Annotated in this window: 13 protein-coding genes and 1 pseudogene; 5 read left to right on the top strand and 9 right to left on the bottom strand. The window is 60.6% G+C overall.

Translation table 11 applies throughout. The features are described 5' to 3' along the window. Nucleotides 1-1,045 (top strand): lyase family protein (locus CK215_RS16280; protein WP_141245487.1); only part of this gene is annotated, 1,045 nt, incomplete at its 5' end. Nucleotides 1,046-1,151: 106 nt separating this feature from the next. On the opposite strand, the pseudogene CK215_RS31800 reads toward CK215_RS16280, so the two are convergent. From CK215_RS31800 to CK215_RS16315, 8 genes and pseudogenes are all read right to left on the bottom strand, one after another. Continuing rightward, nucleotides 1,152-1,350: pseudogene (locus CK215_RS31800) on the bottom strand (dehydrogenase); the annotation flags it as partial. 27 nt (nucleotides 1,351-1,377) lie between these two features. After that, the gene (locus tag CK215_RS16285) at nucleotides 1,378-2,400 is read right to left on the bottom strand and encodes a transketolase family protein (RefSeq protein ID WP_245418703.1); all 1,023 of its coding nucleotides are present in this window, start codon (nucleotides 2,398-2,400) and stop codon (nucleotides 1,378-1,380) included. Beyond that, the gene (locus CK215_RS16290; protein WP_095831526.1) at nucleotides 2,397-3,236 is read right to left on the bottom strand and encodes a transketolase; all 840 of its coding nucleotides are present in this window, start codon (nucleotides 3,234-3,236) and stop codon (nucleotides 2,397-2,399) included. Before CK215_RS16290 ends, CK215_RS16285 begins: the two co-directional genes overlap by 4 nt. Nucleotides 3,237-3,255: 19 nt before the next feature. Then, entirely contained in the window at nucleotides 3,256-4,008 is a 753-nt protein-coding gene (locus CK215_RS16295; protein ID WP_095831527.1) for an SDR family NAD(P)-dependent oxidoreductase, read from the bottom strand. 39 nt (nucleotides 4,009-4,047) lie between these two features. Further along, nucleotides 4,048-4,941, bottom strand: coding sequence for an amidohydrolase (locus CK215_RS16300; RefSeq protein WP_095831668.1), 894 nt, complete (start codon nucleotides 4,939-4,941; stop codon nucleotides 4,048-4,050). Between the two features lie 63 nt (nucleotides 4,942-5,004). Next, nucleotides 5,005-5,967: a substrate-binding domain-containing protein gene (locus CK215_RS16305; protein WP_095831528.1), complete on the bottom strand. Its 963-nt coding sequence runs from the start codon at nucleotides 5,965-5,967 to the stop codon at nucleotides 5,005-5,007. A gap of 22 nt (nucleotides 5,968-5,989) precedes the next feature. After that, nucleotides 5,990-6,994 (bottom strand): ABC transporter permease, encoded by a 1,005-nt coding sequence (locus CK215_RS16310; RefSeq protein ID WP_095831529.1) that lies wholly within the window; start codon nucleotides 6,992-6,994, stop codon nucleotides 5,990-5,992. Beyond that, on the bottom strand, nucleotides 6,991-8,517 hold the full coding sequence (locus CK215_RS16315; RefSeq protein WP_095831530.1) for a sugar ABC transporter ATP-binding protein: 1,527 nt from the start codon (nucleotides 8,515-8,517) through the stop codon (nucleotides 6,991-6,993). Before CK215_RS16315 ends, CK215_RS16310 begins: the two co-directional genes overlap by 4 nt. A gap of 106 nt (nucleotides 8,518-8,623) precedes the next feature. Here CK215_RS16315 and CK215_RS16320 point away from each other — a divergent pair, with 106 nt between their 5' ends. Continuing rightward, nucleotides 8,624-9,619 carry a LysR substrate-binding domain-containing protein gene (locus CK215_RS16320; protein WP_095831531.1) on the top strand — a complete coding sequence of 332 codons (996 nt, stop codon included), beginning with the start codon at nucleotides 8,624-8,626 and terminating at the stop codon, nucleotides 9,617-9,619. 200 nt (nucleotides 9,620-9,819) lie between these two features. Here the strand turns inward: CK215_RS16320 and CK215_RS16325 are convergent, their stop codons facing one another. Further along, nucleotides 9,820-10,833: a Gfo/Idh/MocA family oxidoreductase gene (locus tag CK215_RS16325; RefSeq protein ID WP_095831669.1), complete on the bottom strand. Its 1,014-nt coding sequence runs from the start codon at nucleotides 10,831-10,833 to the stop codon at nucleotides 9,820-9,822. A gap of 421 nt (nucleotides 10,834-11,254) precedes the next feature. On the opposite strand from CK215_RS16325, the gene CK215_RS16330 reads away from it, so the two are divergent. The 3 genes from CK215_RS16330 (at nucleotide 11,255) to CK215_RS16340 (ending at nucleotide 14,414) form a co-directional block, all read left to right on the top strand. Further along, entirely contained in the window at nucleotides 11,255-12,514 is a 1,260-nt protein-coding gene (locus CK215_RS16330) for an ABC transporter substrate-binding protein (protein ID WP_095831532.1), read from the top strand. 180 nt (nucleotides 12,515-12,694) lie between these two features. Beyond that, entirely contained in the window at nucleotides 12,695-13,540 is an 846-nt protein-coding gene (locus CK215_RS16335; protein WP_245418723.1) for a sugar ABC transporter permease, read from the top strand. Beyond that, a complete protein-coding gene (locus tag CK215_RS16340) occupies nucleotides 13,530-14,414 on the top strand; it encodes a carbohydrate ABC transporter permease (protein WP_095831533.1) in 885 nt (294 codons plus the stop codon). The genes CK215_RS16335 and CK215_RS16340 overlap by 11 nt, the downstream gene beginning before the upstream one ends. Nucleotides 14,415-14,425: the final 11 nt, after the last annotated feature.

The raw sequence follows: 14,425 nt of genomic DNA on the forward strand, positions 1-14,425 counted from the left end.
GGCTGCGCTTCATGTCCTGGTCCTCTCGATGGGCCAGAACGAACTTCAAACCGGATTAGATCAGAGGGGCAAGGTCACAATCCGTCTGACGGTTTTGCGGGCCTGCGGCGGGCTCGTATCGGCACAAGTCAATTTGCGTGATGCGTTTCGCGCCAAGGCGCTCCAGCACGCGAATGAGCTCAAGGTTGGCCGAACTCAGCTTCAAGACGCGGTGCCCATGACAGTTGGGCAGGAGTTCGGAGCCTTTGCTGAACTCATCGACGAAGATATCGTCCAACTTCAGTCGGTCGCGAGATTGTTGTTGGAAATCAACCTTGGGGGCTCGGCGATCGGCACCTCGATTAACGTGCCCCGCGAGTTCCCAGGCATCGTTTGCGGTCATCTGTCGCGAATATCAGGCATTCAGCTTGTTGCTGCCCGTAATTTCATCGAGGCAACGTCGGACACCGGCGGCCTCGTTTCCTTTTCGGGCATGCTGAAGCGCATCGCAGTCAAGCTGACCAAGATCTGCAACGATTTGCGCCTGCTTAGCAGTGGGCCGCTTGGCGGACTGGGCGAGATTCGATTGCCACCCGTGCAGGCCGGCTCTTCGATCATGCCGGGTAAAATCAATCCCGTCATTCCTGAGATGGTGAACCAACTCAGCTTCCAGGTGATTGGCAACGACCTTACCGTGACACTGGCCGCAAGCGCGGGCCAGCTTCAGTTGAATGCAATGGAGCCGGTGATCGTCTTGAACATCCTGCAATCCATGCGGTTGTTGACGAGAGGAATGCGGATTTTCAAAGAGCGCTGCGTGGACGGGATCGAAGTCGATTTTGATCGTTGCAGAGCGCTGCTTGATCAATCCCTCGTTCTGGCAACGCCCTTAGCAAAACTGATCGGCTACGGCAAAGCAGCCGAATTGTCCAAGCGCGCTTTGGCAGGGAAGAGGACCTTACGCCAAGTCGTTGAAGAAGCGGGGGTTCTGCTTCCCGACCAGGTTGAGCATATTTTTGGCAACAGCGCTGAGTTCGCTGGTCTCCCCGACGCCTCCCCGGCTTGAAGATTGGAAGACTGTCTCGGAAGTGATCACCGGGACATGCCGTTCGCACAGCGCCAAATGGGTAAGGCGCCGCTCGCAAGAGACTGCTGGCCCTTACGTCAGCTGGTTAGGACCTGTCGTGGACGGCGATGACAGCCTTCATCAGCCCAGCCTTCGCGTGACCAGCGCGCAATGTCGTGAGGGCTCTTGGCCAGAGTGGTCCGGTGGGTCACGAGCTTGGTAATCGGTATTTCGCCGTCCCCGATCGATGCGACGACCTGATCGAAGTCGCTCCTGGTGGCGTTACGGCTGCCGATCACCGTCATCAAGAGCAGAGCCGAGATCGTGCTTCACTAACCCGTCCATTCGCGAATACGGCGCACGACCTCAGTTGCCGAGATGCCGTACCGATCGTGAAGTGTCGGCAGAGCACCGGCGTTCAGAAACTCGTCGGGAAGGGCGATCTGCCGAAAGGCGGGTGTCACGCCCGTGCGCATCAGCAAGGATGCGACACCTTCACCCAGTCCGCCTATGACGGTGTGGTTTTCCGCCACCACCACCAGCCGGCCAGCTTGGCGCGCGGCCGCAAGAATTCTCTCATTGTCCAGCGGCTTGATCGTCGGCACATGTAGCACTGCGCTACTGATGCGGTCCGCTTCGAGAGCCGTTGCCGCCTCAAGCACACGCATCGTCATCAGGCCGCTCGAAATGAACAGCACGTCCGTGCCTTCACGCAGCAGCCGTGCTTTGCCGATCTCGAACCTGTAATCGTACTTGTCGAGCACGACCGGCACCTTGCCGCGCAGGAGCCGCATATAGACCGGTCCTCTGTGACCCGCGATTGCCTCGGTAGCCTGCTCGATATCGATCGCGTCGCACGGGTCGATGATGGTAAGGTTCGGCATGCCGCGGAAGATGGCGATGTCTTCCGTTGCTTGGTGGCTCGGGCCGTAGCCGGTCGTCAGTCCCGGAAGGGCGCAGACAATCTTGACGTCCAGCCTTTCCTCCGCAATTGCCATGCAGATGAAATCATAGGCCCGTCGTGAGGCGAAGACGGCGTAGGTCGTGGCGAAAGGCGTGAAGCCTTCACGCGCCAGTCCGGCGGCAGCGCTCATCAGCACCTGCTCGGCCATGCCCATCTGGTAGAAGCGATCCGGATGTTCCTGCGCAAAGACATGAAGGTCAGTGTATTTCGCAAGATCGGCAGTGAGCCCGACGATCCCGCTCCGGTGACGTGCCAGCCTAGCGAGCGTGTGGCCGAAAGGGGCGCTGCGAGTCGGAACGCCGTCCGGGGCGATCGAGGCGATCATCGCCGATGTGGTCTTGCGCTCGCCTGCGTTGACGGGGAGGCGCGGTTCGAACTTTGACAGCCTCACTGCGGACGTGCCTTTTCCAGTGCCTCGAGCGCCAGCGTCCATTCATGCGGCTCGACGCGGATGAAATGCGTGATGTCGCGGGCCTCCAGAAACGGCACGCCCTTGGCCATGCGCGTGTCGCAGACGATGATGCGCGGTCTCGGCTCGTCGAGATGGCGGGCGCTGTCGAACGCCGCGCGGACCGCCTCGATGTCATTGCCGTCGACGCGCTGCGCGTGCCAGCCGAAGGCCTCGAACTTGTCAGTAACCGGCTCGGACGACAGCATCGTCGTCGACGGGCCGTCGGCCTGCTGGTTGTTGAAGTCGACGATGGCGATCAGGTTATCGAGCTTGTGGTGGGCGGCCGACATCGCCGCTTCCCAGGTCGAGCCCTCGCCGAGCTCGCCGTCGGACAATAGATTGTAGACGAAACTGTCGCTCTGCTTGCGCTTCAGCCCGAGGCACATGCCGACGGCGATGCCGAGCCCATGGCCGAGCGATCCGCCGGTGATCTCCATTCCAGGCGTGTAGGCAGCCATGCCGGACATCGGCATGCGGCTGTCGTCGGTGCCATAGGTTTCGAGTTCGTCCTCCGGCAGCACGCCAGCTTCGATCAACGCCGCATAGAGCGCGATCGCATAATGCCCTATCGACAATAGGAAGCGGTCGCGCCCCTCCCATTGCGTGTCATCCGGCCGGTATCGAAGTGCATGGAAGTAAGCGACCGCGAGCACGTCGGCGATGCCGAGCGCCTGCCCGACATAGCCTTGGCCCTGGACTTCGCCCATGCGCACGGCATGCCGGCGGATGCGATAGGCCCGTTCGACAAGACTGACATTGCTGCCGGAGCGTGGCATCCTCAATTCGGCCGCTCCGTCAGCCATGGATCAGCATCCCGCCATTCACGTCGATTACCGCGCCGGTGATGTAGCTGGCCAGATCCGACGCGAGGAACAGATAGGCGCCCGCCACGTCGAGCGCCTCGCCGAGGCGGCTGAGCGGAATTCCCTTGATGATGTCGGCGCGCATGGCGTCGGTCATCTTGCCGCCGGTGATGTCGGTCTGGATCAGGCCGGGCGTGACGCAGTTGACGCGGATGCGGTCGGGTCCGAATTCGCGCGCCATCGCTTTTGCCAAGCCGAGCACACCTGCCTTGGCGGCGGAGTAATGCGGGCCGCCGAAGATGCCGCCGCCGCGTTGCGCCGAGACCGACGACATGCAGATGATCGAGCCGCCGCCATTTTCGCGCATATGCGGAATGAAGGCCTGGCTGAGGTAAAGGACGCCGCGCAGATTGACGTCGAGGATCCGGTCCCAGTCGGCCGGACTGATCTCCAGTGTCTTGACCGGCTGCGTGATGCCCGCATTGTTACAAAGCACATCGACCTTGCCCAAGGCTTCGGTGACCTGCACGGCCGCCCTCCTGCAAGCGTCCCTGTCGGCGACGTTGCAGGCAAGCCCGATATGGTCGCCTCCGAGCGAAGCGGCAGCGTCACGCGCTTGCCCCTCATCGAGGTCGAGAATCGCGACGCGTGCCCCATGTTCGGCCATCAGCGTTGCCGTGGAGCGGCCTATCCCACGTGGGCTCGCGGCGCCTGAAATGACCACGGCCTTGCCCTTCAGCAACATGTCGAACTCTCCTGCTATTCCAATCTCTTGGCGGATGATCTAGAGCCGGTAGAACCGGGCGGCGTTGTCATGGAACAGCGCGAGCCGCTCTTCATGCGGATATTGTCGCGTGATCTCCTTGTAGGCGTTCACGATGGCGTCGAAGCTCGAGAACAGCTTGTCGACCGGGAAGTTCGTCGCAAACATCGAGCGGTTGATGCCGAAGGCGGCGATCGCCTCCTCCACGTAGGGACGGATCGACGCCGTGGTCCATGTCCAGTCGCCCATGCCGAGACCCGAGATCTTGCAGGCGACGTTCGGCGCCTGCGCCAGCTGGCGCATGCCCTTTTTCCAGGCGCCGAAGTGCTCGGGGCCGTCGACCTGCATGCCGGTGTGATTGAGGATGATCTGCACGTCGGGAAAGTCGCGCGCCAGCTCGAGAAACTCGCCCATCTGCGGATAATAGAGCTGCAGGTCAAAACTCAGCCGACGTTTCGCCAGCTCGCGGAAGCCGCGCCGCCATTCGGGTGTCCGGCTGACCTCCGGCCGCTCCAGATAGGTCTTGGCGCGATCGGGGTGATAATTCATCGACTGCCGGATCCCGCGGAAGTTCGGATGCTCCATGTGCCGGTCGAGGAGTTCGCCGACATCGGGTTTTGAAAGGTCGGCGTAGCCGACTATGCCGTGCGGAAAACCCCGCTTGTTGGCGATGCCTTGCAGCCAGCGCGTCTCCCCGACCGGATCGGCGGGATTGAACCCGACGTCCAGGTGCACCGATTTCACCAGGTTCTGGTTCCTGGCGTCTTCCAGATAGTCGTCGATCAGATAGCTCTTGCGGATCGCCTCATAGTCGCCGAAGGCCGCCGGCTTAACCCCGTCGGTCAGCCACGGATAATAGTGGGTCTCCAGATCCCAAAGGTGGTGATGCGGATCGATGAAAGGCAGTTCGGCCACGGCCAGTTTCCTTGCACTTGGTCTGGACCCGCCGGCCTCGCCGGCGGGTCCGTTCAATGACGGTCAGTTGCTCGGGGGGAAAACGCGGGCGATGACTTTCTTGGCCTCGGCACTGTCGACCTTGTCAGCCGTGACGAGCGGCATGACCAGGGCCAGATCCTGCGTCACCTTCGCCCCCGTCAAAGCGTTGTAGACCTGCTGGGTTCCGTCGATGCCTTGGCCGACCGCCTCTTGGAAGAAGATGCCCTGGATAGCTCCCTTCTTGAGCAGCGCGATCGTCGTTGGCGAACCGTCGGCGACAGTGATGCCGATCTTACCGGTGAGGCCCCGTGTCTCGACCACCTTGGCGGCCCCGCTGCCAGCCTCGTCATACATGCCGTAGATGGCCTTGATATCGGGATTGGCGGTCAAGAGGTCGTTTGCCTGGGTGACGGCCTCGTTGATGGTAAGGCCACGGGTTTCCAGCATCTGCGCGAGATCGCAGCCCTCGGCGGCGAACGCTTCCTTGGCGCCCTTGAGATACTTCTGCGCATTTTCCCGGTCCTGCGGCAGCGACAGCATGCCTACCTTGTTGCCGCCGCGCTCCTTGGCGAGATCGCAGGTGAATTTCCCTTGTGCCTTGCCGGTCTCATAATTGTTTGCGGTGACAGAGGATGTGTAGTTGGTCAGTCCCGGCTGCGGACCGATGCCGGCGAAGGCGATCGGCACCTTTTGCTTCTCCAGATAATCGAGCAGCGGCGGCGTCGATGTCGAGCTGACCGGACCGATCACGATTGCCGCGACCCCCTTTGTCACGGCTGTCCGCGCATTGTCCATCTGCTTGGCGGGTGAGTTCTCAGAGGTGTACTCGACATAATCCATGCCGAGCTCCTTGGCCTTCTCCTTCACGCCGTAGCCGACCCATTGCCAGTAGGAGATGTCCAGCGAGGGCGCGATATAAGCGACGGTCTTCTTGTCCTCGGCATATGATGCGCTGGACAAGGCTGACGCCGCCAGTGCTGCAATCAGGATGCTCTTCAACTTCATCTTGGTTCCTCCCGTTGATGATCTAGAGTCGGTTCTTGTTGCTGAAGCGGTCGATCAGGACCGCAAGCAGGATCGCGGCGCCGGTGACGGAACCTTGCCAGAAGCTGTTGACGCCGATGAGGTTCACGCCGTTCTGGATGCAGGTGATCATCAGCGCGCCGAGCACCGCGCCGATCGCGCTGCCGGTTCCGCCAAAGAGGCTGGCTCCGCCGATGACGACCGCGGCGATCGCCTGCAGCATCAGGCTGGCGCCGGCCGTTGCCTCGGCATTGAGGATGTAGCTCGCCGTCAGCAGCCCGGCGAACGAGGCGAGCAGGCCGGAAGTGACATAGGCCGCGAATTTGATGCGAAGCACGGGAATGCCGAGCAGCCGGGCTGCAGTCGCCGACGACCCGACGGCATAGAACCAGCGGCCCAGCACGACCCTGCGCAGCACATATTCCAGCACCACCATCAGGACGATGCAGAACAGAAGATGATTGGGGATGCCGGGGACGATCTCGCCGGAATTCAGCAGCCAGAAATCCGGCGCACCGATCGGCATCGAGCGACCATTGGTGACGATGAAGGCCAGACTGCCCGCCACCGCGTAGGTGATGAGGGTGACGACGAAAGGGGCCAGCCTGACGACAGTGACGAAAAACCCGTTGATCGCTCCGAATACCAGCCCCACGGCCAAGCCTGCCAGGCTGGCGGTAAGATCGTCCGCTCCATTGGCCATTGCCAGCGCCGTGACCATTCCGGTCAGCGAGAACACCGAGCCGACCGAAAGATCAATGCCGCCGGTGACCACGACCAGGAAAACGCCCAGCGACATGATGATAAGCGGCGCCGCGGCCTGGATGATGTTTTGGACGTTGGCCATGCTGAGCGCCGCGGGCACGAACATGCCGACCGCCAGCAACAGGACGACAATCGCGCCGGCAATCGCGGCTTCCGTGCGGTAGGACAGAAGAATCCCGGGGGAGCGGCTCCTGGCGGTCCGAGCCTTCTTGGCCGTCGCGGCGCCGTTCGTTGCGTCGGTCATGCTGCCATCCCCGTCAGCTCGGCGAGCCCGTCTTCGGTGAATTGCTCGTCCGGTAGAAACCCCTTCGGGCGCCCCTCGGTGTCGAAGGCGAAGATCACATCGCACAGCTCGAGCAGTTCGACGTTCTCGGTCGACCACCAGACAATGATTGCTCCGGCGTCCGCCATCTCGCGGATCAGCGCGTAGATGTCGTGCTTGGTGGCGATGTCGACGCCGCGCGTCGGCTCTTCCAGCACCACCATGCGCAGCGGCAATCCGAGCCAGCGCGCAACGATGAGCTTCTGCTGGTTGCCGCCGGACAGCGACACCGGAAGGTCCCAGATCGAACCCGCCTTCAACTTCAGCGCCGAAACCAGATCGGAGCATTCCTGCCGTTCGGCGGCGCCGACGATCCGCCGCTTGTCGCGTACCCTGCGCGCGGCAAGCACGTTGTCGACGATCGGAAGCTGCGAAAGGATGCCCTTCGCCGCACGGTCGCCCGACACGAAGCCGATACCCGCGCGCGCCGCCGCGGCCGGGGAGGGGAAGCCGTCCCCGAGGCCGTCGCCGGAGAGGCGCCAGCCGGCGCCCTTTCCCGCGCCGACGAGGGGATCGATCAGGCCCGTCGGACCCGCCGGCGCGCCGGCCAGCCCGAGAATGGTGCCTGGCCAGATTTCCAACCTGGCGCCGTCCGGTCCGAGCAGTACAAGCGGCGCGCCCTCTCGGCTGCGTTGCCGCCGCTTGAGCTGGGGTCCGGAACGATGGGTCGATTGCCCCATCTGCTGGACGATCTCGGCATCGCTCAGCGAGGCAAGCGGAGTGGCATTCGCCACGGTGACGCCGTCCCGCAGGACGGTGCAGACATCGCATAGCTCGCGGATTTCGCGCATCCTATGCGAGACGAATACGATGCCGATGCCCTCGTCGCGCGCCAAACGCTTCAGCACGGAGAAAAGCTTGGCCGTCTCGCCCGCGGTCAGGTTGGCGGTGGGCTCGTCGAGAAGCAGCACTTCGGCGCCCGTTGAAAGCGCGCGGGCGATCTCCACGATCTGCCTTTCATGCAAGGACAATTTGCCCGCAGGCAGGTCCACGATCTCGTCGCCGATCACCGCATCGATCAGGCGCAAGGCATTGAGTGCGATGTCGCGCATGCGGCGGTGGCTGCTCTGCGACAGGCCGGACTTCGCATGCACAATGCCGATGTTTTCCGCGACCGACAGTTCGGGCAGCAGCGCCAGTTCCTGATGCACCACCGCTATGATCGGGCCGCTTGGGCCGACCTTCGCCGATGCGAAGCCGATGTCGCCGGCGTCACGAGGGGTGAGGCCTGTGATGATGCGGATCAGCGTGCTTTTGCCGGCACCGTTGCCGCCCAGCAGCGCATGGATTTCGCCGGCCCGGACCTGAAAGCTCACACCTCGCAGCACGCGGGTTGCGCCGTAGCTCTTCTCGACATTGGCAGCGTCGATCAGAGGCGTCCTGTTCGATGCCTGTGCGGCCGCGCTCCCATTGTCGGCGACGCCCAGGCCCTGGGCCGTTTCCATCCTGCATCTCCTCCCGAGATCGAAGGAAAGATGCGACCGATTGACATTCGGCTCAATTCTCGTTTCTTAACATTTTGTGTAGCTGAACTTAACTGACGATGACGATATGTCGGACATCAAGTTCAAGTCGATGGCGCATTTCGAAGCCGTTGCGCGCCTCGGCGGCGTGGCAAAAGCGGCGCAGGAATTGCAGGTGACGCCTTCGGCCGTCAGCCAGCAACTGCGCTTGCTCGAGCATCAGCTGGGCGTGCGGCTGTTCCAGCGCGAAAAGCGTCACCTTTCCCTGACGATCGACGGGGAGCGGCTCTACCAGACCACCACGCAAGCCTTCGAATCCATACGCGAGGTGCGAAACGCCATCGTGCGGCAGCGCGAGAGCTTTCAGCTCAGCCTTCGGGTCAGCCCCTCCTTTGGCGAGAAATGGCTGGCGCCACGTTTGGCTGAATTCAGCAAGGACTATCCGACTTGGAATCTGCGCGTCGACGCGACACCCAATTTCTCTGATTTCGAAACCGAGATCATCGATCTCGATCTTCGCTACGGCGACGGGGGCTGGGCCGGCCTCTATTCGGATTGCGTGGTCAACGACCTGATCTTGCCGATGTGCTCGCCTTCGTATCTCACCGAGCTGCAGAGGCTTTCATCCGATCCGCGCGAGCAGTTGCGCCAGGCAAGACTGATCGACAGCGTGAAGGCCTATTTCCGCTGGGATTACTGGCTGCCGCGTAACGGGGTCCAGGGCGCGCGCATGACCTATCCCTATCGTTTCGACCGCTCCTCGATGTCGGTTCAGCTGGCGAAGGATGGAGCGGGCGTGGTTCTGGAAAGCACGTCAATTGCATTCGAGGATCTTGTTTCGGGCGCTTTGGTGCCCGTCTCGACCGAGTTCGACGTCATAGAGTTCCCCGGATACTGGCTGGTCTGTCCGTCGCGGCACATGAACCGGCGCGCGGTGCGGCTGTTTTCAGAATGGGTGTCGCGCGTCGGCAGGCGCGACACCGACCGCGCTCGGCATTTCATGTCCGAGTTGGGGCTGCACATATCGTTTGAACGACGGCCTCATTTCGGATTGCGGGATGACAAGCCAGCCGCCATGGCTTGATCCACGAATAAAAGGCGCCCTTATTACGAGCGCTAAGAGCCCGGTGGATTGCAGAGGTTCACATCGGCCGGAGGGGGTGGTTCCTTTCGGGTAAGCGAAGTTGCCGTTCGGCTGCCGGCCCGTTTGACGCCATACCAAGCCATATCGATTGCATCGGCGAGGCCACTGACCTAAGCATCGCCGATTGGCCGCGCACCCCTTCACCCTTGGTCGATGAGAACTGCTCGACCTGTGGCGGCCGATAGCGCCACGGCCTTTGCCAACTTTACACTCCAAACACCGTCCTCGCCCGTTGAGGAGGGCCGGCCTTTCCCTTGCATAGCGGCCATGAAATCGGAAACACCGCGGTCATAAGTGACCTTGAGTTCAAGAGGTATGTCTCGCTCACCGTCGGATGTTCGCAACACGACGCTCCCGCCAGGGGCCTGTGACATGACGTCGATGCCAAGAATGCTTCCGGCGGAGCCATGGATTTCGACGCCGCGCGGGCCATGGCCGACGACAAAGCTGTCATGGCATTGCACCAAGATGTCGCCTGGAAATTCCCATACTGACATGACGCTGTCCTCGATGCCGTTCGCCCCTTCGCCAGACGCACTCGCCAGTGCGGTGATCCTGGTGGGATTTCTGTCCAGATAGAATCGAAGAAGATCTCCGTTGTGCACGGTGATGTCGTAAATAACCCCCGCGCCCGCGCTTTTCTCGAATAGCCTCCAAGTCTTCAGGCTCTGGGGCAACGCTCCTGCGTGGAAGATTCGGATGGAGTTGATTTTTCCTATAGCTCCCTCGCGCAGAAGCCCCTTTATCGCTCGGTGGCTCTCCATGTTGCGCAGATGATGGTTCGTAGCGAGTACCACGCCTTTGCGTTCAGCTGCCTCAACGATTGATTGCGCGTCTTTCGGCTCCAAAGCGAGCGGTTTTTCACAAAGCACGTGCTTGCCGGCTTCGATGGCGGCGAGCGCCTGCGACAGGTGCTGATCGTTCTTGGTGCTGATGTAGACCGCGTCGATTTCTCGATCGCTTAACATCGGCACAATCGAGTCATAGGCGTCAGGAATACCCATCTGATCCGAGAATGCTTGGGCGCGGCTCAACTCGCTGCTGACGATAGCTTTAACCCTGCCCAGCGGGTGCTTGCGTATGGAATTGACCATCCACTCGCGTGCGATGGTGCTGGCGCCGATCAGGCCCCAAGAGACCGCTTTCTCGTTCATTGCGATGTACTCCTTCACTCCCGCAGAGCTGCGGGACCCTCGTTTGCTCGATAATTTGTCCGACCGGATTATTATTTGTCAACGTGCCGCCGAATGGAAAACGCCATGCAAAGGCAATCATTTCCCGATTTTACTGTGATTTAATGCCGAGTTAGCTCCATTCCGCACGCGTATTGAATGCCTGTCTGACCTCCGGCTTAGGTGACCTCTCTGATTTCAGATTGACATATATGTAATAAAAGCTAACGATAAGTCAGACATCTGAAGCCGGTGGCCTGAGACGGCAACTCTGGACACAGGGCGGCAGTGTCGGTGTCGGGAAAGGCGGCGCGCGTGTTGTCAAGAAGAGGCGAAAGAGACGCCCAAAGACCTAACCAACATCCTTGTATCGCAACCGTAGTTTCACCAAGGGGAATGAGAAATGCTTAATCGGAATCTGGTTCTTGCGACGGCCTTGTTGCTGTCCGGTTCGACATCGATGGCGCTGGCGGGCGGGCCGAACGTGGAGGTTATGCACTACTGGACCAGTGGCAGCGAGGCAGCCGGACTGAATGTGCTCAAGAAACTCCTGGAGGAGCGTGGCGTCACCTGGAGCGACTCGCCGGTGGCCGGTGGCACCGGGATGAACATGGTGCAGGTGCTGCGCGCCCGCATCGCATCCGATACCGCGCCAGCCGCAGCGCAGATGCACGCTCAGCAGGTCCAGGCCTGGGCATCCGAGGGTGTGCTAACCGACCTGACGGACCTCGCCAAGAAGGACGACTGGGCCAAGGTGATTGCTCCGGAACTTGTTCCTCTGATTTCTCATGACGGTTCGTATGTCGCGGTTCCGGTGAACGTGCACCGTTCGAACTGGCTCTGGTACAACAAGAAAGTTTTCGATTCCGCCGGCCTGCAGCCGCCGACAACCTGGGACGAATTCAACGAAGTTTCCGAAAAGCTTCTCGCCAAGGGCGTGACGCCGCTGGCCCTGGGAGGTCAGCCCTGGCAGGAGTTGGATCTCTTCGAGAATGCTGTTCTTGGCATCGGGGGCGCCGACTTCTACCGCAAGGCTGTCATCGATGAGGACGAAGCCGCGCTTCGCAGCGACACGATGGTCAAGGTTTTCGACCAGCTGCGTAAGATGAACAAGTATATCGATTCCAATTATCCCGGCCGCGACTGGAACCTTGCTACCCAGATGGTGATCAAGGGCGAGGCTGGAATGCAGATCATGGGAGACTGGGCGAAAGGCGAGCTGTCGCTCGCCAACCTGCAGCCCAACGTAGACTACGGCTGTGTGCCCGCCCCGGGCACCAAGGGAAGTTACGTCTGGCTGACCGACAATTTCGGCTTCTTCAAGACCAAGGACAAGGGCAAACAGGCCGGCCAGCTTGCCATGGCGTCGGCGATACTGGACAAAGGTTTCCAGGAGGCCTTCAACATCAAGAAGGGCTCGATCCCTTCGCGGATCGACGTTTCCATGGACAAGTTCGATTTCTGCGGCAAGGCCGCCTTTGCGGATCGGGCCGAAGCCCAAAAGAGCCAGAAATCGCTGCCGTCACTCGCACACAATGCCGCGGCCGGCGCAACGAAAACGGGCGTCTTCACCGACGTCGTTTCAACTTTCTTCGAGACGCCCAGCGTGACCTCGCAGCAGGCCATCGACCAACTCGTAACCGGCCTTAAATCCGCGCAGTAGCGGACCAGATCGAGGTCAGGCGACGATCGCGGCCGCCCCAAACAAGCTGCGATCGTCGGCCTTCGCGAGACGAAAGGATTCCTGGTGTCAACGACTTTCCCGGTCCAGCAAACCGCGAAGCGCGGGCAATGGCGTGAGGGCTCCGGCGCCAAGCTCTGGCTTGCCCGCAACGCATCCCAACTGGCGTTGGCTCCATCGGTCGCTATCATCCTTCTGGCGGTCTACGGCTTCATGGTGTGGACGGGGGTGGTGTCGTTCACAGCATCCAAGATGCTGCCATCCTATGAATTTGTCGGCTTCGACCAATACTGGCGCCTCTGGAGCAATCCGATATGGCGGATCGCGGTCGACAATATTTTCATTTTCGCGATCCTGTTTATCGCGATTGCATCGATCATCGGAATGGCGCTGGCGATCCTGGTCGATCAGAAGATCCGCGCCGAGGGCCTCTTCCGAACGATATATCTCTACCCGATGGCGCTGTCGTTCATCGTGACAGGAACCGCCTGGAAGTGGATCCTCAATCCGGGCCTCGGCATCGAGCGAATGGTGCGGCTATGGGGCTGGGACAGCTTCCGGTTCGACTGGTTGGTGGACCCTCGGTTTGCCATCTACACGCTCGTCATTGCAGGGGTCTGGCAGTCATCCGGATTCGTTATGGCCCTGTTCCTCGCGGCGCTCCGAGGAATTGACGAGGATATCACCAAGGCCGCGAGGCTTGATGGGGCCGGCAGCTTTCAAATCTACCGGCGCATCATCATACCGCAACTCGGGCCAGCCTTCTTGACTGTGTTCGTCATCCTGACGCAGCAGGCAGTGAAAAGCTTCGACTTGGTGGTGGCGCTGACCGCCGGCGGCCCTGGAAACAGCACACATCTTCCTGCCACGTTCATGTACATGCAGACATTTGGTCGAGACCAGATGGCAGTGGGCGCCGCCAGCGCAATGATGATTTTCATGACAGTTACCGCGGTCGTGGCACTATACCTTTATTCCGACGTGAGGAAACAACGCGATGACGCATGACAGCATCGTTCTCGAAAGGGGAGGGCGCTATCATCTCAGGCGCGTATTCATCTATTGCTGCCTGATGTTCATCGCGGCTGTCTATCTGCTGCCGCTCGTTGTCGTGGTATTTACGTCTCTCAAGAACATCGACGAGATACGCAACGGCTCCTTGCTTTCGCTGCCAAAGGCGCCAACCTTGGAGGCCTGGCAGCAAGCCTGGTCCGACGCTTGCATTGGCCTTCAATGTTCAGGTTTGAAGGGCTTCTTTCTCAATTCAATGATCCTGATCGTCCCCGCTGTCGGGTTGTCAACCGCGATCGGAGCCATAAACGGTTTTGCGCTCACGCATTGGAAGTTTCGCGGGTCCAACGTTATATTCGCCTTGCTCCTTTTTGGCGTATTCATCCCATTTCAGATCATCCTCATTCCAATGGCTCGTTCGCTCGGCGCGGTTGGCCTGGCGAACACTATGCCCGGTCTCATATTGGTTCACGTGGTATATGGGATCCCTTTCACAACGCTTTTCTTCAGGAATTATTTCGTCTCTTTGCCTGCAGAATTGGTCAAGGCCGCAAAGGTAGATGGCGCGGGTTTTTATCAAACCTTCTTTAGGGTCATCCTGCCCATTTCAATCCCTTGTATCGTCGTTGCGGTGATCTGGCAGTTCACCAATATCTGGAATGACTTCCTCTTTGGCACGACATTCACATCCGGCGACAACGTTCCGGTCACCGTAGCTCTGAACAATATTGTCAACACGACCACCGGTGTGAAGCGCTACAACGTCGACATGGCGGCAGTCGTGCTGACCGCGCTGCCGACGATTGCCATCTACGTTCTCGCTGGGAAGTACTTCCTTCGCGGCCTAATGGCCGGTTCCGTGAAGGGGTAGGGAGACCCGGC

Origin of the sequence: Mesorhizobium sp. WSM3864, assembly GCF_002294955.1 — a bacterium.
Classification (GTDB): Bacteria; Pseudomonadota; Alphaproteobacteria; order Rhizobiales; family Rhizobiaceae; genus Mesorhizobium.